Below are 18,746 nucleotides of genomic sequence, written 5' to 3' on the forward strand. Positions count from 1 at the left end.
TATGAATAACTCACGCAGGGAAGAACGGGTTTCTATTCATGAAAAAAAGGAATATGACATAGTAATGAATAGATTGATACGGGCTGGAGGTAGAAAAATGGGAAGAATTAAAACAAAAGCAGCCATTTTACTTGTACTGCTGCTGTTATTGGCGGGCGGTTATATGGTCATAAACGATATTGAACTGAAAGACGTGCCGACTGCAATCGGACAAACCCTGTCCCAGGAAAAAGAAGAATATACAGTCAAAACATATAAAATTACGAAAATCGAAGGAACTGAGTACCACGGTACGGCAGCAAACGGCACAAAAATTATTTTTAACGGCGACAAGCTGAAGCAGGATCTCTCCGATGTGAAAAAGGGAGATAAAATTAAAGCGTATTTCAGCAAATCAAACCGGATTGACGGCTTATTGAAGGTCGTCAAAGTGAACGAATAAATAAAGGCGCCTTTTATGGAAAAAGGGCGCTTTTTATTTTTCTGAATAATTAGGTGCAAATTCATTGCGCCTGCCGCAAAGGATGTTATAATAGCGGATAAGGACAAAAAAATATTGATTGTATCCTTCGGGGCTGGGTGAAAATCCCGACCGGCGGTAATAAGGCGTTTTGCGCTTTACAGCCCGTGACCCGTATGCATCTGTATACGGTGGATTCAGTGAAAAGCTGAAGCCGACAGTGAAAGTCTGGATGGGAGAAGGATGAGAGAAGCTATGCAAAAAATAAACTTACTGTATAGTCTTATTTCCTATGGATGAAAACTGGCAAAGCCCCGAACTGTGTAAACATTCGGGGCTTTTTTGACGCCAAATTGCGTGGAAGAAGGGAGGGATAACGATGGAAGAATATTATATGAATACGGCAATAGAACTTGCCAGACGCGGTGAAGGACAGACACAGTCCAATCCTCTTGTCGGCGCTGTCGTCGTCAAAAACGGACAGATCGTCGGAATGGGCGCCCATTTGCAATACGGAGAAGCGCATGCCGAGGTTCACGCGATTCATATGGCCGGCAGACACGCAAAAGGCGCCGATTTGTATGTGACGCTGGAGCCTTGCAGCCATTACGGAAAAACACCGCCATGCGCCGAACTGATAATAAAGTCGGGGATGAAAAGGGTGTTCATAGCTGTGAAAGATCCGAATCCGCTTGTAGCCGGAAAAGGCATCGGAATGCTGGAAGCAGCGGGCATCGAAGTGAAAACCGGACTTCTCAGGCAGCAGGCAGAAGAGCTGAATAAAATGTTTCTTCACTTCATGCGGACCGGACTTCCGTATGTCACCTTGAAAGCGGCCGCGAGCCTTGACGGGAAAACAGCGACTGAAACCGGTGACAGCAAATGGATTACATCAGAGGCGGCAAGGCTTGATGCCCAGCAATACAGGAAATCGCATCAAAGCATTCTTGTCGGAGCAGGCACAGTCAAAGCCGATAATCCGAGCCTGACCTGCAGGCTTCCTGATGCGGTGAAGCAGTCGGTCAGAGTGATTCTCGATACAAAGCTGACCATTCCTGAAACGGCAAATGTGCTCACTGACGGCGCTGCGCCGACATGGATATTTACGGCCAAAGATGCAGACGTGCAAAAGAAAGACCGGCTGACCGCACTCGGAATAAAAGTTATTCCGCTGGAAACAGACCGCATTCACGTCCCTGAGGTGCTCAGCATTCTCGCTGAAAACGGCATAATGTCCGTTTATGTGGAAGGCGGAGCATCCGTACACGGAAGTTTTGTCAAGGAAGGCTGTTTCCAAGAGCTTCATTTCTATTTCGCCCCTAAATTAATCGGAGGAACGCTTGCTCCCAGCTTGATCTCCGGTGAAGGTTTTCAATCAATGAAAGATGTCCCCCATTTACAATTCACACAAATCACCCAAATCGGGCCGGATATAAAACTGACGGCCATACCTAAAGATGGAAAGGATGGTGACGATGTTTACAGGAATCGTTGAAGAAACAGGCACGATCCAAGCAATCAAAAAGACAGGCCTTTCCATGGCATTAACCATCGCCGCTTCAAAAGTGACAAGTGATGTGAAGCTTGGCGACAGCATTGCGGTAAACGGCATCTGCCTGACCGTAACCGGATTTTCTGACAATCAATTTACGGTTGATGTCATGCCGGAAACAGTGAAAGCCACTTCGCTGAACGGCTTGTCAAAAGGCAGTAAAGTAAACCTGGAAAGAGCGATGTCCGCCAACGGACGGTTCGGCGGCCACTTTGTATCAGGGCATGTGGACGGAACGGCGGAAATTACGCGGATCGAGAAAAAAAGCAACGCGGTCTATTACGATTTAAAACTTTCGCCGGAATTGACAAAAACGCTCGTATTGAAAGGTTCAATTACGGTAGACGGCGTGAGCCTGACGATTTTCGGTCTATCAGACGAAAGCGTGACGGTATCCATCATTCCGCATACCATCTCAGAAACGATTTTTCAGACGAAAACAGTCGGATCGACCGTAAATATTGAGTGTGACATGATCGGCAAATACTTATACCGCTTTTTGCACAAAACAGAACAAACGAAAAGCAATCAAACTATCACGGAAGCCTTTTTAAGCGAGAACGGCTTTTAGAAAGGAAGATCGATATGTTTCATCCGATAGAAGAGGCGTTAGAGGCGCTGAAAAAAGGTGAAGTCATCATTGTTGTCGATGATGAAGACAGAGAAAACGAAGGAGATTTCATAGCGCTGGCTGAGCATGCCACGCCGGAAGTGGTTAATTTTATGGCGACCCATGGGAGAGGCCTGATCTGCACGCCGCTGTCTGAAGACATCGCCGGCCGGCTGGATCTTCACCCGATGGTCGATCATAATACGGACTCACATGAGACCGCGTTTACGGTCAGTATTGACCACAGGCTGACAAAAACGGGCATCAGCGCTCAGGAACGATCCTTTACCATTCAGGCGCTGTTGAACGAAGAATCTGTGTCTGACGATTTTCAGCGTCCGGGCCACATTTTCCCCTTAATCGCAAAAAAAGGAGGCGTCCTGAAGCGGGCCGGCCATACGGAAGCAGCCGTTGACCTTGCAAAAGCCTGCGGATCTCAGGGAGCGGGCGTCATTTGTGAAATTATGAATGAAGACGGCACAATGGCCAGAGTGCCGGAGTTAGCCGAAATCGCCGAACGCCACCATCTGAAAATGATTACGATAAAAGACTTAATAGAGTACCGTTACAACATTACGACACTTGTGAACAGAGAAGTTGATATTACGCTGCCGACTGACTTCGGCACGTTTAGAGTTTACGGATATACAAACGAGGTTGACGGAAAAGAACATCTCGCCTTTGTCATGGGGGATGTCCCGTTTAACAGCGAACCCGTTCTTGTCAGAGTGCACTCAGAATGCCTGACGGGCGATGTGTTTGCATCCCATCGCTGTGATTGCGGACCTCAGCTTCATGCCGCGCTTGCGCAAATTGCTGAAGAAGGCCGCGGCGTTCTATTGTATTTGCGCCAGGAAGGCAGAGGAATCGGTTTAATCAATAAGCTGAAGGCGTACCGATTGCAGGAACAAGGGTATGACACGGTTGAAGCGAACGAAGCGCTCGGCTTTCTGCCTGATCTGCGCAACTACGGCATCGGCGCCCAGATTCTCCGCGACTTAGGGGTTCAGCATATGAAACTTTTAACCAACAACCCCCGGAAAATCGCCGGCCTCGAAGGATACGGTCTCAGCATTTCAGAACGGGTGCCGCTTCAAATGGAAGCGAGTGAGCATAACAAGCAATATTTACAGACCAAAATGAAAAAACTTGGACATCTGCTTCATTTCTAAAAACAAATCTCACAAAAAAGGATGGATAACATATGAATATCATACAAGGAAACCTAGTAGGAACAGGACTTAAAATCGGAATCGTCGTCGGCAGATTTAATGAATTTATTACGAGCAAGCTGTTAAGCGGAGCGGAAGACACGTTGCTTCGCCACGGTGTAGAATCAAACGACATTGACGTCGCTTGGGTGCCGGGAGCGTTTGAAATCCCGTTTGCGGCAAAGAAAATGGCGGAAACGAAAAAATACGATGCCGTCATTACGCTCGGCACGGTTATCAGAGGAGCGACAACGCATTATGACTATGTCTGCAATGAAGCGGCAAAAGGCATTGCCCAGGCGGGAACGGCGACGGGCGTCCCGGTTATCTTCGGCATTGTGACGACTGAAACCATTGAGCAGGCCATCGAACGAGCCGGAACAAAAGCCGGAAATAAGGGAGCGGATTGCGCAGTATCTGCCATTGAAATGGCAAATTTAAACCGTTCATTTGAATAATTTGTTGAAAAGCGTTTAAAACAGCGGCGAAAATGATATAATGTGAGGAAACGGATCGCCTTTATGTATCCGTTTGATAGGACATGAATGGACATTTTGGATATAGAGGGGTTTTTATGTTAATTCGTTATAAAAAATCGTTTGAAAAGATTGCGATGGGTCTTCTGTCATTTATGCCGAATGAAAAAGATCTCAAGCAGCTTCAGCAGACAATAAAGGACTATGAAACGGATACTGGCCGCCAGCTCTTTCTTTGGAAAGAGGATGAAGATATCGTCGGAGCGATCGGAGTCGAAAAAAAGGACTCAGAAGTTGAAATCCGGCATATCAGCGTGAATCCTTCTCACCGCCATCAAGGAATCGGAAAGCAAATGATGGACGCCTTAAAACGTCTGTTCAAAACGGAGGCACTCGTTCCGAATGAATTAACGCAAAGCTTTTTTGAACGCTGTCAACATCAAAAAGATCAGGATATCTCATATAATAACTGACAAATGCTCCCGGAATCTTCACGGTTTCGGGAGCTGTTTTGATATAGAAAAAGCAGGGCTGACCGTCAGCCTCTGCTTTTTTTTCTTCTCTCAATTTCCCGTTCGCGTTCCTTAATGACATCCGTCCTGTCCCGCAGGCGGTGTTTATGAATAAGAAAGGTATCTGATACGCCTTCTTGCCCCCATGTATAGCCCTTTCGGCGGCATTCGGCAAGACATGCTTCTTTCAGGGCTTCATCTGTAATCGGCAGCATAACACTTTTATAAGGCTGGCCCGCTTCTATATCGTCTGCCAGCGTTTCTATCAGCTCAATCAGCTTCGGATGGCTGAGACCGAGAGAACAGACCGCCTGCTTTTCAGACTGGAGAATACGTAAGCTGTTGGCAATCAGCCGTTTCGCCCCGGCTTCATTTCCCCTGCGCTGGTGATACAGAGCGACGGCAAGCTGAATCAGGCCGACCCAATGAATGCTCCGCTTTTCAGCCGGGCTTTCTTTCCAATATTCCTCTAACAGTTCATGACACTCAAAATAATCTCTTGATGCGTGAAATTCGGCCAAAAAGCCGATATAAGCTTTAGGATACAAGCCGCTTCCTCCTTTTATGCTAAAACCAGTGTACCACAGCGCTATGAAAAGGAAAAAAGAGCGGCTTGGTGCCTGAAGCCTGAGGAACTAGCAGATGTAAGATGCTCCTACGACAACGAGCAAAATAAACAGAACGACAATTAATGCAAAACCTCCGCCGAAACAAGCTCCGCTCATGTGAAATCAGCCTCCCTTTGTTTCAAGTTTACACGGCTATCATATGTGCATCCGCCTTTAAAGGTATAGGCGTATATCTTCTTTTTCAGTATTTTCTAAATAACGGAGGACGTGTATAAAAGTATTGGACGAGAGCATTTCGGTGGATTATACTAAAGGGTAGCCAGTTTTTCCGGCAATGAGAGTGATATTGAAAATGGTGAGATAATGGTAGAATATCAAGTGAAAATTGATACGTTTGAAGGCCCATTGGACCTGCTGCTTCATCTGATTAACCGTCTTGAAATCGACATATACGACATACCCGTGGCAACCATTACTGAACAATATTTATTATATGTACATACAATGCAAGAGCTTGAACTTGATGTCGCCAGTGAATATCTGGTCATGGCGGCGACGCTTCTCAGCATTAAAAGCAGAATGCTGCTTCCGAAACAAGAAGAAGAGCTGTTTGAAGACGAAATGCTTGAAGAAGAAGACCCTCGGGACGAGCTGATTGAAAAACTGATTGAGTATAGAAAGTATAAAACCGCTGCGAAGGATTTAAAAGAGCGGGAAGAAGAAAGACAAAAGTCATTTACCAAGCCGCCGAGTGATTTAAGTGAGTATGCAAAAGAAATCAAACAGACCGAGCAGAAGCTGTCGGTGACCGTTTATGACATGATCGGCGCGTTTCAAAAGGTGCTTCAGCGTAAAAAAATCACGCGGCCGAAAGAAACGACCATTACAAGGCAGGAAATACCGATTGAAGACAGAATGAACGAAATCGTAAAAAGCTTAAAAACGGCGGGGAGAAGAATAAACTTCACGGAGCTTTTTCCTTCTCGGCAAAAGGACCATCTCGTCGTGACGTTTTTAGCAGTCCTGGAACTGATGAAAAATCAGCAGATTATCATTGAACAGGAAGAAAACTTTTCAGATATATACATTACGGGGAGTGAATCCATTCATGGCGCTTGATATCGTGAATTGGAAAGCGATTGTGGAAGCCCTGCTGTATGCGGCGGGTGATGAAGGGCTGACCAAAAAGCAATTGGTGACGGTGCTTGAAATAGAAGAAGCGGAACTGGCCGGAATCATGGAAGAAGTGGCCGCTCAGTACAAGGAAGATGACAGGGGCATCGAGCTTACCGAATATGCGGATACGTATATGCTTGGAACGAAAAAAGAATTCGTGCCTTATTTGAAAAAACTAATCGAAGTGCCGTCAAAAGGGCTGTCACAGGCTTCTTTGGAAGTGCTGGCGATCGTTTCGTACAAGCAGCCGATCACACGGGCGGAAATTGAAGACATCCGGGGCGTGAAGTCTGAGCGGATTCTGCACAGCCTCGTGTCAAAAGCGCTGCTGTGTGAGGTGGGCCGCGCCGACGGTCCCGGCCGGGCGATTTTATACGGCACGACACCGGTATTTCTTGAACAATTCGGCTTAAAAACATTGGAGGAGCTCCCGCCGCTTCCTGAAAATGCGGAGGAAGACGTTCTCCAGGAGGAAGCCGATTTATTCTTTGAAAACTTCAACCAAACTTTTGAGGATATTAAATAATAATCGTTTTTCATCATACGATAGTAGGGAAAGGCCATTGATGAATGACGCAAATGACGAAGTAAAAGAGAGGAAGGAAACGGACGGAAATGGGAAATTCGATTGTGAGGGCCCATACTGAAGAAACTGGTGAATTTTTAGCCGAGGTTGTCACGATGGTCAGCAGCTATTTAAATCATACAACATTGCCGGAGATGCGGGCTCAAGGAGAGGCGGATGAGGCATACTGCCGCGACGTGCTCAGTGTGCTGAGGAGGATGACCGTCTTTTGCGAAGGCGCCCAGGAAGCCTGCCGCCGGCTCTTAATGCAGGAGCCGTTTCATGAGGTGAGAGCGGAAAAAACGCTGTATAAAGTGTATCATCAGTGCGTGGAAGAATTTTTCATGCCGAAAAAGGATACATGGTACGAAAACAGCCGCGCCGCTTATACAGGCCAAAGCGCGATTGAATTCTACCAGCAAGTGCCGGATTCGCTGCGGAGCCTTCTGCTTTCGCTCAGCAGTGAATTTCTGCGCATGCGGGAAGAATTGGCGCAATATGAAGCATCAGGCTCAAATATGGCATCAGTCAGATAAAAACTCTTCCTTTTGGAAGAGTTTTTTTATGTGAAAGTGATGCAATTGGTATTCATAAGTCATGGACATGCGCATAAACTTGTACAAACCCACAACAAGGACGTGAGCATTCATGCGCTTTCTCAAAAAAGCTGCCGTATTTCTTTTGACTTTTGTTATTCTTTTTTCCATTACAGACGGCAATACGGCACATGCCCAAATACATGTCAGTGCAAAAAGCGCGATTATAATCGACGGAGCATCTGGCCGGGTGTTATTCGCCAAGGATGAACATCATAAGCGGCGGATTGCAAGCATTACGAAAATCATGACGGCGGTGCTGGCGATTGAATCAGGGAAGATGGAAGAGACAGTGACGGTTTCCCCGAATGCCGTAAAAACGGAAGGCTCAGCCATTTATCTTCAGCCGGGACAAAAAGTAAAGCTGAAAGATCTCGTATACGGGCTTATGCTGAGATCAGGAAATGACGCCGCTGCGGCAATAGCGGAATATGTCGGCGGAAGCCTTGACGGTTTTGTATTTATGATGAACAAAAAAGCCGAGCAAATCGGGATGGAAAATACAAAATTTCAAAATCCGCACGGGCTGGACGACCATGAAAATTTATATTCAACGGCGTATGACATGGCGCTTTTGACTAAATACGCGATGAAAATCAAGGAATACCGGACCGTTTCAGGCACAAAAGTGTATAAGGCGGAAACGATGGACCGGGTATGGAAAAATAAAAACAAGCTTCTGACTGGGCTCTACCGTTACAGCACAGGCGGAAAAACGGGTTACACAAAAATCGCGAAACGGACGCTCGTCTCGACGGCCTCAAAAGACGGTACGGATCTCATCGCGGTCACCATAAATGATCCGGATGACTGGGATGACCATATGAATATGTTTAATTATGTCTTTGATCACTATAAAACCTATGTCGTCGCTAAAAAAGGCGGCATTCCGAAGCTGAAAAAGACGTTTTACGGAAAGCGCGCTTTTATTGCCCGGGATGTCAAATATTTGTTAAAAGAGGATGAAATCGACGATGTAAAAATCAGCACAACCTTAATAAAACCGAAAAAAGCCTGGAAAAAGGACGCCTCTCTCATTCCTGATGTCGTCGGCCGGATGACTGTTATGCATGATGGGAAAGTGATCGCCAAGATCCCCGTCTATTATGAAAATGAGCGCCATAAAAAACCGAAAAAGCATTTCATTGAGACGTTTACGAGCCTGTTTATGAGCGCGGCGGGCGGTTCGTCATGGTCAATTTAATCTGGGTATGTCTGACGGTAATCGGACTTGTCTTTGCAATGTTTAACGGTACCTTGCAGGATGTGAATGAAGCCGTTTTTAAAGGAGCGAAAGAAGCGGTTACGATCTCGTTCGGATTAATGAGCGTTCTCGTGTTCTGGCTCGGCTTGATGAAAATAGCCGAGCAGTCCGGCCTTTTGGATATATTCAGCAGAATGTGCCGCCCGTTTATTTCTAAGCTGTTTCCTGATATTCCCCCTGATCATCCGGCGATGGGATACATCTTATCAAATCTCATGGCAAACTTTTTCGGACTGGGAAATGCGGCGACACCGCTCGGCATTAAAGCCATGGAGCAGATGAAAAAGCTGAATGGAGGTAAGTCTGAGGCCAGCCGTTCCATGATTACCTTTTTGGCGGTAAATACTTCGAGTATTACATTGATACCGACAACCGTCATTGCCGTGCGCATGGCTTACTCGGCGAAATCACCGACCGATATCGTCGGGCCGACCATCTTAGCGACTTTAATTTCGGGAATCGGCGCGATTTTCATTGACCGCTACTTCTGGTACCGCCGCAAAAGAAAAGGGAGGTAAGCGAATGGAAATGGTGAATTGGCTGTCTTTAGCCATGATTCCGATTATTATCGCCGGTATATTGATATACGGCACGATCAAAAAAGTGCCGACGTATGAATCATTCGTTGAAGGCGGAAAAGAAGGAATTGAGATTGCGTTTTCCATCATTCCCTATTTGGTCGGGATGCTGGTGGCGATTACCGTATTCCGGGCCTCAGGCGCGCTGGATTTTGTCATGGGGCTGTGCAAGCCTTTCTTTACAGCGATCGGCATTCCCGCAGAAGTCGTGCCGCTTGCTCTGATCCGCCCGATTTCGGGGACGGCGGCGCTCGGCATGACGACAGATCTGATCGCCGTGTACGGGCCTGATTCATTTATCGGCAGGCTGGCTTCGGTCATGCAGGGATCGACTGACACGACGCTGTATGTCCTGACGGTGTATTTCGGGGCGGTCGGCATCAAAAAAATGGGGGATGCTTTAAAGGTTGGTCTTCTTGCTGATTTGATCGGGGTGGTTGCATCAATCATCATAGTTACGTTATTATTTGGAAGCGCCTGAAATCAGGCGCTTTTTATATATCAGAATAACTCCCCCTGAAAAAGCTTGTTTGTTCAAGGGGAAAAAAGTAAGATTATACTTGAGGTGAACGACATGGAAAGACTGCAAAAAGTTATTGCTCATGCCGGCGTGGCATCACGCAGAAAGGCGGAAGAGCTGATAAAAGAAGGAAAAGTAAAGGTGAATGGAAAAGTAATAACAGAGCTCGGCGTAAAAGTGACCGGTTCTGATCAGATTGAAGTAAACGGATTAAAGGTGGAGCGGGAAGAACCCGTGTACTTTCTGCTTTATAAACCGAGAGGAGTGATCTCAGCAGCTGATGACGACAAAGGGCGGAAAGTGGTGACCGACTTTTTCAAAGAAGTACCGCAGCGCATTTATCCGATCGGCAGGCTTGATTATGATACGAGCGGACTTTTATTGCTGACAAATGACGGCGAGTTTGCCAACAAACTCATGCATCCGAAATACGAAATTGATAAGACATACGTCGCCAAAGTGAAGGGGATTCCTTCCAAGGAACTTCTGAGAAAGCTTGAGCGCGGCATTCAGCTTGAAGAAGGCAAGACGGCGCCGGCCAGAGCGAAAATGCTTTCCCTGGACAAAAGAAAGCAGACGAGCATCATTCAGCTGACGATTCATGAAGGCCGGAACAGACAGGTCCGCCGCATGTTCGAGGCGATCGGTCATGACGTGCTGAAACTAAAACGTGAAGAATACGCATTTTTAGATTTAAGAGGCCTGCGCACAGGAGACGCAAGAGAATTGTCGCCGCATGAAGTGAAAAGGCTGCGGGCTTTAGCTGAACACGGTAAAAACGCTTTCTAATTTTCACATAACCTTCAAAAATTACAAAACGTGTTGATGATATAATTGAATGGATTTGCAGGCAGGGGAGGGGAGCAGTGTACAATGAACAAAAAACGGCGGCGTTTATTCATTCGGACCGGCATCCTTCTCATCTTACTCTGCGCGCTCGGATATACCATCTATAATGCCGTATACACAAACGGAGAGCGTATATCTGAGGGGTCCAAAGCCCCGAATTTCGCGCTGAAAGATACAGAGGGCAGACTCATAGAACTGAGTCAGTTAAAAGGAAAAGGTGTTTTTCTGAATTTCTGGGGAACGTGGTGCGAGCCGTGCAAGCAGGAATTTCCCTACATGGAGAATCAATACAAGCATTTTAAAGACCTCGGTGTCGAGGTGGTTGCGGTAAATGTCGGCGAATCAAAAATTGCAGTACATAATTTTATGAAAACATACGGCGTCAATTTCCCGGTTGCGCTCGATACTGACCGGCAAGTGCTGGACGCGTACGGCGTATCACCTATTCCGACGACATTTTTGATCAATCCCGACGGAAACGTCGTGAAAGTGGTGACCGGCACGATGACAGAACGCATGGTTCATGACTATATGAATTTAATTAAGCCGGAGGCGTCTTCATGAAAAAGGTCAAATGTGAATGCGGGCACGTGAATCCAGCCGGGACGGTTTTGTGCGAGTCGTGCGGGAAGCCGCTTGATGATCAAAAATCGCCGCTTGCGGATATGCGGTACGACGGCAGCGCAAGGCGTTCGCAAACATATAACAAAACAATCGTAGATAAGGTATGGAACTTCTTTTCTTCCGTAAAAGTCGGAATATGGCTGATCGTCATTACTCTGGCGGCGTCTGCTTTCGGCACGGTTTTTCCGCAGGAAGCTTATCTGCCGCCGGGCGCCCAGCCGGATACATATTATGAACAGCAGTACGGCATAATCGGTCAACTGTATTATCTGCTGGGATTTCATCAGCTGTACGGCTCATGGTGGTATATGCTCCTGATCGCATCCATTGGCATATCACTGGTCATCTGCAGCCTGGATCGGGTGATTCCTTTGTACAGGGCACTGAAAAATCAAGGAGTTCGGCGGAATCCGGTCTTTTTGAAGAGGCAGCGTCTATACAGCCGGACAGAAACCGAGCTGAGCGGGGATGCGGCTGATAGCCTCAGAACACGATTGAAAAAAAAGCATTATAGAGTGCGAGAACAAGAGGGAAGCATTCTGGCGGAAAAAGGCCGTTTTTCAAGGTGGGGGCCCTACGTCAATCATATCGGCCTGATCATTTTTCTGATCGGAGCCATGCTGAGATTTGTACCCGGTATGTATGTCGATGAAACGCTCTGGGTCCGTGAAGGCGAAACCGCCCAGATCCCCGGCACTGACGGCAAGTATTACTTAAAAAACAATCGGTTCACGATGCAGACATATAACAAAGACACTGAGAAAAAAGTATTCGCCGACGCCATTGACAGAGCCGGAAACGGCAAAGTCGCCAAATCCTTCACAACGGACGCGGTTTTGTACAAGAGGGAAGGCGACATTGTATTCGGTGAAAAGCCGAAGCTTAAAAGAGTCAAAGAAAACAATATCCGCGTCAATGAACCGCTGCGCTTTGACTCCTATTCTGTGTATCAGGTGGACTATAAAGAAAACCAGCTCGATCAGATGGTATTTCAGCTGATCGACCAAAAAACAAAACAGTCATTCGGCAAACTGAAGATCAATCTTCTTGATCCCGACACGGACTATGATCTTGGTAACGGTTACAAAGTGCAGATCGCCAGTTATCTTCCTGATTTTTATTTTAACAAGGACGGAGAACCGAGCACGAAAACGAAGGTTCCTAACAATCCGGCTTTTGTCTTTAAAATCACGGCTCCTGACAAGCCGAAAGGGGAGAAAAGTTTTGTTGCGATTCAGCAGACTGTTGAAGGTTCCGAAAGTAACAAGTACAAATTAAAATTCGACCATGTGGAAACGAAAAACATTACAGGACTCACCGTCAGAAAAGACTTAACCTTATGGGTGCTTGCCGTCGGCGGCGCGATCTTTATGATCGGCGTCATTCAAGGAATGTACTGGCAGCACAGAAGGATCTGGATCAAAACAGGTGATCGTGAAGTGCTTGTGGCGGGACATACGAACAAAAACTGGTTCGGTCTGAAAAAGGATATCGAATTTGTTCTTAGCGGGACCGGGATTCAAGAGCCGGCCGATCAAAAAGAATTGGCCAAAAATCAGGCCTAGTGAAAAAGGAGTGGTGTCATGGCGGAGCTGAGCGCAAATTTTCTTTATGCTGCCTTTTTGATTTATTTAATTGCCGTCCCGGTTTTCGGCGGCGCCATCCGGGGAACAAAAGGTGCTAAGGACGGTAAGGGCCGCTGGTCGGCTATCGGAATCACGTTAACCATTTTCGGATTTCTTTGTCATCTCGGCTACTTCATTGCGAGATGGTCGGCAAGCGGACATGCGCCTGTCAGCAATATGTTTGAATTTACGACGTCATTCGGCATGATGCTTGTTCTCGCTTTTATTATTATTTACTTTATTTACAGACTGCCTTCATTAGGCATGTTCACATTGTCTATCGCGCTTTTGCTTATCGCATATGCAAGCATGTTTCCGACAGACATCACGCCGCTTATTCCGTCACTGCAGAGCAATTGGCTGTACATTCACGTCACAACGGCGGCGCTCGGGCAGGCGATTCTTGCGATCAGTTTTGTAGCCGGCGTCATTTTCCTGTTAAAGCATGTCGACCAATCCAGACCGGGCAAAAAAACGTTCTGGCTTGAAGTCATCATGTTTATACTCGTGACGACCGTGGCATTTATCGCCGTCACGTCGGCATTCCGGCTGGCGGACTACAAAGCTGAATTTAATTGGGTGGATAAAAAAGAGGCCAAAAGCGTCATGATATATGATATGCCTGCGCTTGTCGGCCCGCATGACGGAGAACTGCTTACGGAAGGCGCAATGAAGCCGCTTATTGAGCTTCCGGCCATTTTTTCAGGCAGAAAGGTCAATACGGTGATCTGGTCGTTTGGCGCAGGTCTCGTTTTATACGGTGCGCTCAGGCTGATATTCAGAAAGAGAATCAGCGCTCTTATCAGCCCGCTCGTCAAAAATGTGAACCTGGACTTGGTCGATGAAGTCGGCTACCGCGCCGTTTCCATCGGTTTTCCGGTATTCACACTCGGCGCGCTTGTGTTTGCGATGATTTGGGCGCAGCTTGCCTGGACGCGTTTTTGGGGCTGGGACCCGAAGGAAGTATGGGCGCTGATCACCTTTTTATTTTACGCAGCGTATTTGCACTTGCGGCTGTCAAGAGGCTGGCATGGCGAAAAGTCCGCGTGGCTTGCCGTCATCGGCTTCGCCATTATTATGTTTAACTTGATTTTTGTGAATCTCGTGCTTGCCGGACTTCATTCGTACGCATAGATGCAAAAAGCCGATACAGTTCTCAAGCTGCCGCACAGTTTGTTAAAATGAAAGTAACAGAAGGAAAGCAGGGGGAAAACGATGGATCAAACAAATGAAACTAAAATATTAGTAGTAGATGATGAAGCCAGAATTCGACGCCTTTTAAGAATGTACCTTGAACGGGAAAACTATGTGATTGAAGAAGCGGAAAACGGCGACGAGGCCATTAAAATGGGGCTGGCATCAGATTATGATCTGGTGCTCTTGGATTTAATGATGCCGGGAACGGACGGAATCGAAGTATGCCGGCAGCTCAGAGAAAAAAAAGCGACGCCGATTATCATGCTGACGGCAAAAGGGGAAGAAGCCAACCGCGTCCAGGGGTTTGAAGCGGGTACGGACGATTATATCGTCAAGCCTTTCAGCCCGAGAGAAGTGGTGCTTCGGGTAAAGGCGCTTTTAAGAAGGGCTTCCCAAACATCTTATCTGACAGCCAATACCCCGACAAAAAATGTGCTCGTCTTTTCGCATCTATCTATTGATCACGATGCTCACAGGGTGACTGCCGACGGCACAGAGGTGAGCCTGACGCCGAAGGAATATGAACTGCTGTACTTCCTGGCGAAAACACCGGACAAAGTGTACGACAGGGAAAAGCTTTTAAAAGAAGTGTGGCAGTATGAATTTTTCGGAGACCTCAGAACGGTGGACACCCATGTCAAACGGCTCCGTGAAAAATTAAATAAAGTATCCCCGGGAGCGGCGAAAAAAATCGTCACCGTATGGGGAGTCGGATACAAATTTGAGGTAGGCGCTGAATGAAGTTTTGGAAAAGCGTAGTAGGTAAGCTTTGGTTTACCATTCTTTCACTCGTGTTAATTGTTTTATTTATTTTAACGGTGCTGCTTCTGGAATTTATAGAAAATTACCACGTTGAAGAAGCGGAAAAAGATTTAACGCAGCTTGCCGATAAAATTGCGGTCATAATAGAAAATCATGAAGACCAGCCGCTTGCCAGATCCATCACGTGGGAACTGGCGGACAATTTAACGAGCATCGCGATCATTCAGGATGATAAGCATGTCTGGTATTCGCCCAATGACGATAATCATTTATCCTCTATTACATTAGAGCAGATCAAACATGACCGGGATCTGCACAAGGCGCTGACAGACCGCAAAAAAGTAAGCAAACGTGCGGTGCCCAACAATGCCGGTTCGGATAACGAACGGCTGATCGTCGGAGTGCCGTATGAAAAAGACGGCAAAAAAGGCATGGTCTTTTTATCCCAATCGCTGCTTGCCGTCAAAGATACGACGAAACATACAACCCGCTATATTTTTCTTGCGGCGGGCATTGCCATCGTCCTGACAACGTTTTTCGCGTTCTTTTTATCCAGCAGGGTGACATATCCCCTTCGGAAAATGCGGGAAGGCGCCCAAGACTTGGCGAAAGGAAAGTTTGATACAAAAATTCCGATTCTGACCCAAGATGAAATCGGGGAACTGGCTATTGCCTTTAATCAGATGGGACGGCAGCTCAATTTCCATATTAACGCGCTGAATCAGGAAAAAGAACAGCTGTCCAATATTTTAAGCAGTATGGCAGACGGTGTCATTACCATTAATATCGACGGCACCATTTTGGTGACCAACCCGCCGGCCGAACGTTTTCTGCAGGCATGGTATTATGAGCAGAACATGAACATTAAAGAAGGAGACAACCTTCCCCCTGAAGCAAAAGAGCTATTTCAAAATGCAGTGAACACGGAAAAAGAGCAAATGATTGAAATGACGCTTCAAGGAAGGTCATGGGTTTTATTGATGTCGCCTCTTTATGCGGAATCACACGTCCGCGGCGCCGTGGCCGTGCTCCGTGATATGACCGAAGAGCGCAGGCTCGATAAATTGCGTGAAGACTTCATTGCCAATGTCAGTCATGAGCTCAGAACCCCGATTTCTATGCTGCAGGGATACAGCGAAGCAATAGTGGACGACATTGCAAGCACCGAAGAGGAGAAAAAAGAAATCGCGCAGATCATTTATGATGAATCTCTTCGCATGGGCCGGCTCGTCAATGATTTGCTGGATTTGGCCAGAATGGAATCCGGACATACGGGCCTGCACTATGAAACGGTAAACCTGCATGAATTTCTGGAGAAGATCTCCCGCAAATTTTCCGGGGTAGCGAAGGAAAAAGGCGTTTCGCTCACAGAAGACATCTCGGTGTCTCAGCCGGAGTGTGTCTTTGACGAAGATAAAATGGAACAGGTGTTTACCAACCTTATAGATAATGCGCTGCGCCACACGGAGTCAGGCGGAAGCGTTCATATCGCGGCTCAGACCGTAAAAGACGGACTGAAAATCGATATCAAAGATTCCGGCTCGGGAATACCGGAAGAGGACCTGCCTTTTATTTTTGAACGTTTTTATAAAGCGGACAAAGCAAGAACAAGAGGCAGGGCGGGGACCGGGCTCGGGCTCGCCATCGTAAAAAATATCGTGGAAGCCCACGGCGGCTCAATTGCGGTTCACAGCAGCATCGACAAAGGGACGACGTTTACATTTTATATTCCGACAAAAGTGCAGGATGACGTCTGAAATTGACGAACAATCTTGTTCCATACGAAACACCCGCATGTTCTGCGGGTGTTTTTTATTTGTTTCTCCTTTAAAAATTTAAGAATATGTTAATATAAATTCCCTTCCAAATTCCAGTTTCTCGTAATATAGTTGTAATGTAACTTTTCAACGCATTTTTACGACAAAAAAGTGAACGGAGGGGTTTCCCATGGAAGAAACCTTTCAGATATTATATGATGCATACCATCAAGATTTATATCAATTTTTATTTTATATGGTAAAAGATAAGTCGCAGGCTGAAGATTTGGCGCAGGAAGTGTATATCCGCGTCTTGAATTCCTATCATACATTTGAAGGAAGAAGCAGTGAAAAAACATGGCTGTTGTCCATCGCACGCCATGTGGCGATTGACTGGTTCCGCAAGCAGCAGACGATCAGACAGCGTATTATGGGTACGTTTGATTGGGATACACAAGATGTCAGAGATCAGCATTTGCTTCCGGACGAACTCGCCGTACAGCATGAAAACGTCCGGGAAATTTATACCGCGCTTGATCATTGCACCATTGATCAAAGAGCTGTTATTATCTTGAGATTTATTCAGGGATATTCCATTCAGGAAACAGCCGCCGCTCTCCGCTTCTCGGAAAGCAAAGTCAAAACGACCCAACACAGAGGGCTCAAAATACTTCGGAAACAGATGGAGCTTTTGAGGGAGGAGCTAATGGATGATGAAGTCATATTGGAACGAAGAAAGAGTAGAGGAGTTGTTAAGACAACTTCCGGCGGTTAGAGATCATCGTTCACCCGAGGCCATTTACCGGAATATTGAAACGGGTAAACCGTACAGGAAAAAGCCGGCCCGAAGCTGGATCGGCCCCGCCGCAGCCGGCGTCTGCGCATTGTGCATCGCTCTGATTATATCTCCTCACCTGATGACAAACAAATCTTCCGGTGATCTGACCGCTGACAGCCGCCAGACTGAAAAAGCCAGTCAGTCAGCTTCTGTCAAGCCGCCGGATCAGAAGACGTTCGTCGTCTCAAACCAAAACAAAAACAATTACATTACTTTGGCATTTGCCGATTCAGAAACATCCGCCGTCATTCCGGTCAGTTTTGAAAAAAAGAAGCCGGATGAATCGGTATCAGAGGCTTTATCCGAAGCGGAAAACCTAGAAGTGCCCGAATCCTTCCTTTCTGTGCCGAACCTTTTGGACGGTGTGCAGGTAACGGCGGATAAGAAGGATTTGCTTGTGCAGGTAAACGGACGGCTTTCTATCGAATCAGTTGCCGATGCTGACTTATTGAAAAAGATGCTGAAAGAGACTTTGACATGGAGTCCTTACGAGCGGATTAAATTGAAAAAGGTTCAAAACGGAGCCGGACAGGATTTTTATAAATCTTACGGCATTTCCGCTGAGATGTCCGTACATAAACAGACAAACCGGGCGTATTTTTCTTACAGCGACAGTCTGGGACAAGAGTATCTCATCCCGTCTGAACAAACCTATTATTCAGTATATCAGGCTATTGACGGGATGAAGACAACAGACGGAGGCTCACAGACCGCGAGCATTATAGAAGCAGATGCGATTGCATCGGTATCGGAAAGGGAAGACGGCGAGCAGCTGCGGATTCAATTGTCCGAAAAACATAAGGTTGAAGATTCGCTGGAAGGGATTTTAATGATCGAAGGGCTTCTGTTAACTGCGAAGGAATTCGGTTATTCTGAGGTGCTGTTCACACATGCGCATACAAAGAAAATCGGTAATTATGATGTGACAAAACCTATCGCTGTGCCTGCCGCGCCTAATCCTCTTCCAAGCCATTAAACGTAAAAAAACCCAAAACATATGAATGT

General features: G+C 46.7%; 22 protein-coding genes and 1 riboswitch. Of the genes, 20 read left to right on the forward strand and 2 right to left on the reverse strand.

The genetic code is table 11. From position 1 onward, the window contains the following. The first annotated feature begins 97 nt into the window (after window positions 1-97). The 6 genes from K3G25_RS06755 to ribT all read left to right on the forward strand — a co-directional run bounded on the left by K3G25_RS06755 (window position 98) and on the right by ribT (window position 4,782). The gene (locus K3G25_RS06755; protein ID WP_003153366.1) at window positions 98-442 is read left to right on the forward strand and encodes a hypothetical protein; all 345 of its coding nucleotides are present in this window, start codon (window positions 98-100) and stop codon (window positions 440-442) included. A 119-nt stretch (window positions 443-561) separates the two neighbouring features. Continuing rightward, window positions 562-708: riboswitch (FMN riboswitch) on the forward strand. Window positions 709-839: 131 nt separating this feature from the next. After that, window positions 840-1,955 carry a bifunctional diaminohydroxyphosphoribosylaminopyrimidine deaminase/5-amino-6-(5-phosphoribosylamino)uracil reductase RibD gene (gene ribD, locus K3G25_RS06760; RefSeq protein ID WP_103526779.1) on the forward strand — a complete coding sequence of 372 codons (1,116 nt, stop codon included), beginning with the start codon at window positions 840-842 and terminating at the stop codon, window positions 1,953-1,955. After that, window positions 1,936-2,583 (forward strand): riboflavin synthase, encoded by a 648-nt coding sequence (gene ribE / locus K3G25_RS06765; RefSeq protein WP_007409425.1) that lies wholly within the window; start codon window positions 1,936-1,938, stop codon window positions 2,581-2,583. Before ribD ends, ribE (K3G25_RS06765) begins: the two co-directional genes overlap by 20 nt. Window positions 2,584-2,597: 14 nt before the next feature. After that, on the forward strand, window positions 2,598-3,794 hold the full coding sequence (locus K3G25_RS06770; RefSeq protein WP_094296008.1) for a bifunctional 3,4-dihydroxy-2-butanone-4-phosphate synthase/GTP cyclohydrolase II: 1,197 nt from the start codon (window positions 2,598-2,600) through the stop codon (window positions 3,792-3,794). Window positions 3,795-3,826: 32 nt separating this feature from the next. Continuing rightward, complete coding sequence (gene ribE, locus K3G25_RS06775) at window positions 3,827-4,291, forward strand: 6,7-dimethyl-8-ribityllumazine synthase (RefSeq protein WP_003153372.1); 465 nt, start codon at window positions 3,827-3,829, stop codon at window positions 4,289-4,291. A 116-nt stretch (window positions 4,292-4,407) separates the two neighbouring features. After that, entirely contained in the window at window positions 4,408-4,782 is a 375-nt protein-coding gene (gene ribT / locus K3G25_RS06780; protein ID WP_003153373.1) for a GNAT family N-acetyltransferase RibT, read from the forward strand. 65 nt (window positions 4,783-4,847) lie between these two features. On the opposite strand, the gene K3G25_RS06785 is transcribed toward ribT, so the two are convergent. Together K3G25_RS06785 and K3G25_RS06790 are read right to left on the reverse strand one after the other, a co-directional pair. Continuing rightward, window positions 4,848-5,369 (reverse strand): DUF309 domain-containing protein, encoded by a 522-nt coding sequence (locus K3G25_RS06785; protein WP_021494254.1) that lies wholly within the window; start codon window positions 5,367-5,369, stop codon window positions 4,848-4,850. Between the two features lie 87 nt (window positions 5,370-5,456). After that, complete coding sequence (locus K3G25_RS06790) at window positions 5,457-5,546, reverse strand: YjcZ family sporulation protein (RefSeq protein ID WP_003153376.1); 90 nt, start codon at window positions 5,544-5,546, stop codon at window positions 5,457-5,459. 207 nt (window positions 5,547-5,753) lie between these two features. On the opposite strand from K3G25_RS06790, the gene K3G25_RS06795 reads away from it, so the two are divergent. From K3G25_RS06795 to K3G25_RS06860, 14 genes are all read left to right on the forward strand, one after another. Next, window positions 5,754-6,509, forward strand: coding sequence for a segregation/condensation protein A (locus K3G25_RS06795; protein WP_007409427.1), 756 nt, complete (start codon window positions 5,754-5,756; stop codon window positions 6,507-6,509). Continuing rightward, window positions 6,499-7,092 carry an SMC-Scp complex subunit ScpB gene (gene scpB, locus K3G25_RS06800; RefSeq protein ID WP_007409428.1) on the forward strand — a complete coding sequence of 198 codons (594 nt, stop codon included), beginning with the start codon at window positions 6,499-6,501 and terminating at the stop codon, window positions 7,090-7,092. Before K3G25_RS06795 ends, scpB begins: the two co-directional genes overlap by 11 nt. Window positions 7,093-7,181: 89 nt before the next feature. Continuing rightward, a complete protein-coding gene (locus K3G25_RS06805) occupies window positions 7,182-7,667 on the forward strand; it encodes a DUF3907 family protein (protein ID WP_003153380.1) in 486 nt (161 codons plus the stop codon). A gap of 112 nt (window positions 7,668-7,779) precedes the next feature. Then, window positions 7,780-8,931 (forward strand): D-alanyl-D-alanine carboxypeptidase family protein, encoded by a 1,152-nt coding sequence (locus K3G25_RS06810; RefSeq protein WP_021494253.1) that lies wholly within the window; start codon window positions 7,780-7,782, stop codon window positions 8,929-8,931. Next, a complete protein-coding gene (locus K3G25_RS06815; RefSeq protein WP_003153385.1) occupies window positions 8,919-9,509 on the forward strand; it encodes a nucleoside recognition domain-containing protein in 591 nt (196 codons plus the stop codon). Before K3G25_RS06810 ends, K3G25_RS06815 begins: the two co-directional genes overlap by 13 nt. Window positions 9,510-9,513: 4 nt before the next feature. Then, complete coding sequence (spmB, locus tag K3G25_RS06820; protein WP_015240119.1) at window positions 9,514-10,050, forward strand: spore maturation protein SpmB; 537 nt, start codon at window positions 9,514-9,516, stop codon at window positions 10,048-10,050. Between the two features lie 93 nt (window positions 10,051-10,143). Then, entirely contained in the window at window positions 10,144-10,878 is a 735-nt protein-coding gene (gene rluB / locus K3G25_RS06825) for a 23S rRNA pseudouridine(2605) synthase RluB (protein WP_007612296.1), read from the forward strand. A gap of 84 nt (window positions 10,879-10,962) precedes the next feature. Further along, window positions 10,963-11,502 carry a thiol-disulfide oxidoreductase ResA gene (gene resA / locus K3G25_RS06830; RefSeq protein WP_014418277.1) on the forward strand — a complete coding sequence of 180 codons (540 nt, stop codon included), beginning with the start codon at window positions 10,963-10,965 and terminating at the stop codon, window positions 11,500-11,502. Then, on the forward strand, window positions 11,499-13,127 hold the full coding sequence (locus K3G25_RS06835; protein ID WP_167409112.1) for a cytochrome c biogenesis protein ResB: 1,629 nt from the start codon (window positions 11,499-11,501) through the stop codon (window positions 13,125-13,127). Before resA ends, K3G25_RS06835 begins: the two co-directional genes overlap by 4 nt. An 18-nt stretch (window positions 13,128-13,145) precedes the next feature. Further along, window positions 13,146-14,321 (forward strand): c-type cytochrome biogenesis protein CcsB, encoded by a 1,176-nt coding sequence (gene ccsB / locus K3G25_RS06840; RefSeq protein WP_003153395.1) that lies wholly within the window; start codon window positions 13,146-13,148, stop codon window positions 14,319-14,321. Between the two features lie 81 nt (window positions 14,322-14,402). Next, window positions 14,403-15,125, forward strand: a complete 723-nt coding sequence (gene resD, locus K3G25_RS06845) for a DNA-binding response regulator ResD (protein ID WP_003153397.1) — start codon at window positions 14,403-14,405, stop codon at window positions 15,123-15,125. Next, window positions 15,122-16,903 carry an ATP-binding protein gene (locus K3G25_RS06850; protein ID WP_007409435.1) on the forward strand — a complete coding sequence of 594 codons (1,782 nt, stop codon included), beginning with the start codon at window positions 15,122-15,124 and terminating at the stop codon, window positions 16,901-16,903. The genes resD and K3G25_RS06850 overlap by 4 nt, the downstream gene beginning before the upstream one ends. 190 nt (window positions 16,904-17,093) lie before the next feature. Continuing rightward, window positions 17,094-17,678, forward strand: coding sequence for an RNA polymerase sigma factor SigX (gene sigX / locus K3G25_RS06855; protein ID WP_014418276.1), 585 nt, complete (start codon window positions 17,094-17,096; stop codon window positions 17,676-17,678). Further along, complete coding sequence (locus tag K3G25_RS06860) at window positions 17,653-18,717, forward strand: hypothetical protein (protein WP_014721442.1); 1,065 nt, start codon at window positions 17,653-17,655, stop codon at window positions 18,715-18,717. The genes sigX and K3G25_RS06860 overlap by 26 nt, the downstream gene beginning before the upstream one ends. Window positions 18,718-18,746 lie beyond the last annotated feature (29 nt).

The sequence above is a fragment of the Bacillus sp. FCW2 genome (assembly GCF_021228595.1).
GTDB lineage: Bacteria > Bacillota > Bacilli > Bacillales > Bacillaceae > Bacillus > Bacillus velezensis.

Bases quoted from the DNA above. Each gene is read 5' to 3' on its own strand.
- K3G25_RS06815 (WP_003153385.1), top strand. From the start codon at position 8,919: ATGGTCAATTTAATCTGGGTATGTCTGACGGTAATCGGACTTGTCTTT.
- rluB (WP_007612296.1), top strand. From the start codon at position 10,144: ATGGAAAGACTGCAAAAAGTTATTGCTCATGCCGGCGTGGCATCACGC.
- ribE (WP_007409425.1), top strand. From the start codon at position 1,936: ATGTTTACAGGAATCGTTGAAGAAACAGGCACGATCCAAGCAATCAAA.
- K3G25_RS06770 (WP_094296008.1), top strand. From the start codon at position 2,598: ATGTTTCATCCGATAGAAGAGGCGTTAGAGGCGCTGAAAAAAGGTGAA.
- K3G25_RS06790 (WP_003153376.1), bottom strand. From the start codon at position 5,546: ATGAGCGGAGCTTGTTTCGGCGGAGGTTTTGCATTAATTGTCGTTCTG.
- scpB (WP_007409428.1), top strand. From the start codon at position 6,499: ATGGCGCTTGATATCGTGAATTGGAAAGCGATTGTGGAAGCCCTGCTG.
- K3G25_RS06850 (WP_007409435.1), top strand. From the start codon at position 15,122: ATGAAGTTTTGGAAAAGCGTAGTAGGTAAGCTTTGGTTTACCATTCTT.
- K3G25_RS06795 (WP_007409427.1), top strand. From the start codon at position 5,754: ATGGTAGAATATCAAGTGAAAATTGATACGTTTGAAGGCCCATTGGAC.
- K3G25_RS06755 (WP_003153366.1), top strand. From the start codon at position 98: ATGGGAAGAATTAAAACAAAAGCAGCCATTTTACTTGTACTGCTGCTG.
- resD (WP_003153397.1), top strand. From the start codon at position 14,403: ATGGATCAAACAAATGAAACTAAAATATTAGTAGTAGATGATGAAGCC.
- ccsB (WP_003153395.1), top strand. From the start codon at position 13,146: ATGGCGGAGCTGAGCGCAAATTTTCTTTATGCTGCCTTTTTGATTTAT.
- ribD (WP_103526779.1), top strand. From the start codon at position 840: ATGGAAGAATATTATATGAATACGGCAATAGAACTTGCCAGACGCGGT.
- spmB (WP_015240119.1), top strand. From the start codon at position 9,514: ATGGAAATGGTGAATTGGCTGTCTTTAGCCATGATTCCGATTATTATC.
- K3G25_RS06835 (WP_167409112.1), top strand. From the start codon at position 11,499: ATGAAAAAGGTCAAATGTGAATGCGGGCACGTGAATCCAGCCGGGACG.
- K3G25_RS06805 (WP_003153380.1), top strand. From the start codon at position 7,182: ATGGGAAATTCGATTGTGAGGGCCCATACTGAAGAAACTGGTGAATTT.
- sigX (WP_014418276.1), top strand. From the start codon at position 17,094: ATGGAAGAAACCTTTCAGATATTATATGATGCATACCATCAAGATTTA.
- K3G25_RS06810 (WP_021494253.1), top strand. From the start codon at position 7,780: ATGCGCTTTCTCAAAAAAGCTGCCGTATTTCTTTTGACTTTTGTTATT.
- resA (WP_014418277.1), top strand. From the start codon at position 10,963: ATGAACAAAAAACGGCGGCGTTTATTCATTCGGACCGGCATCCTTCTC.
- ribT (WP_003153373.1), top strand. From the start codon at position 4,408: ATGTTAATTCGTTATAAAAAATCGTTTGAAAAGATTGCGATGGGTCTT.
- ribE (WP_003153372.1), top strand. From the start codon at position 3,827: ATGAATATCATACAAGGAAACCTAGTAGGAACAGGACTTAAAATCGGA.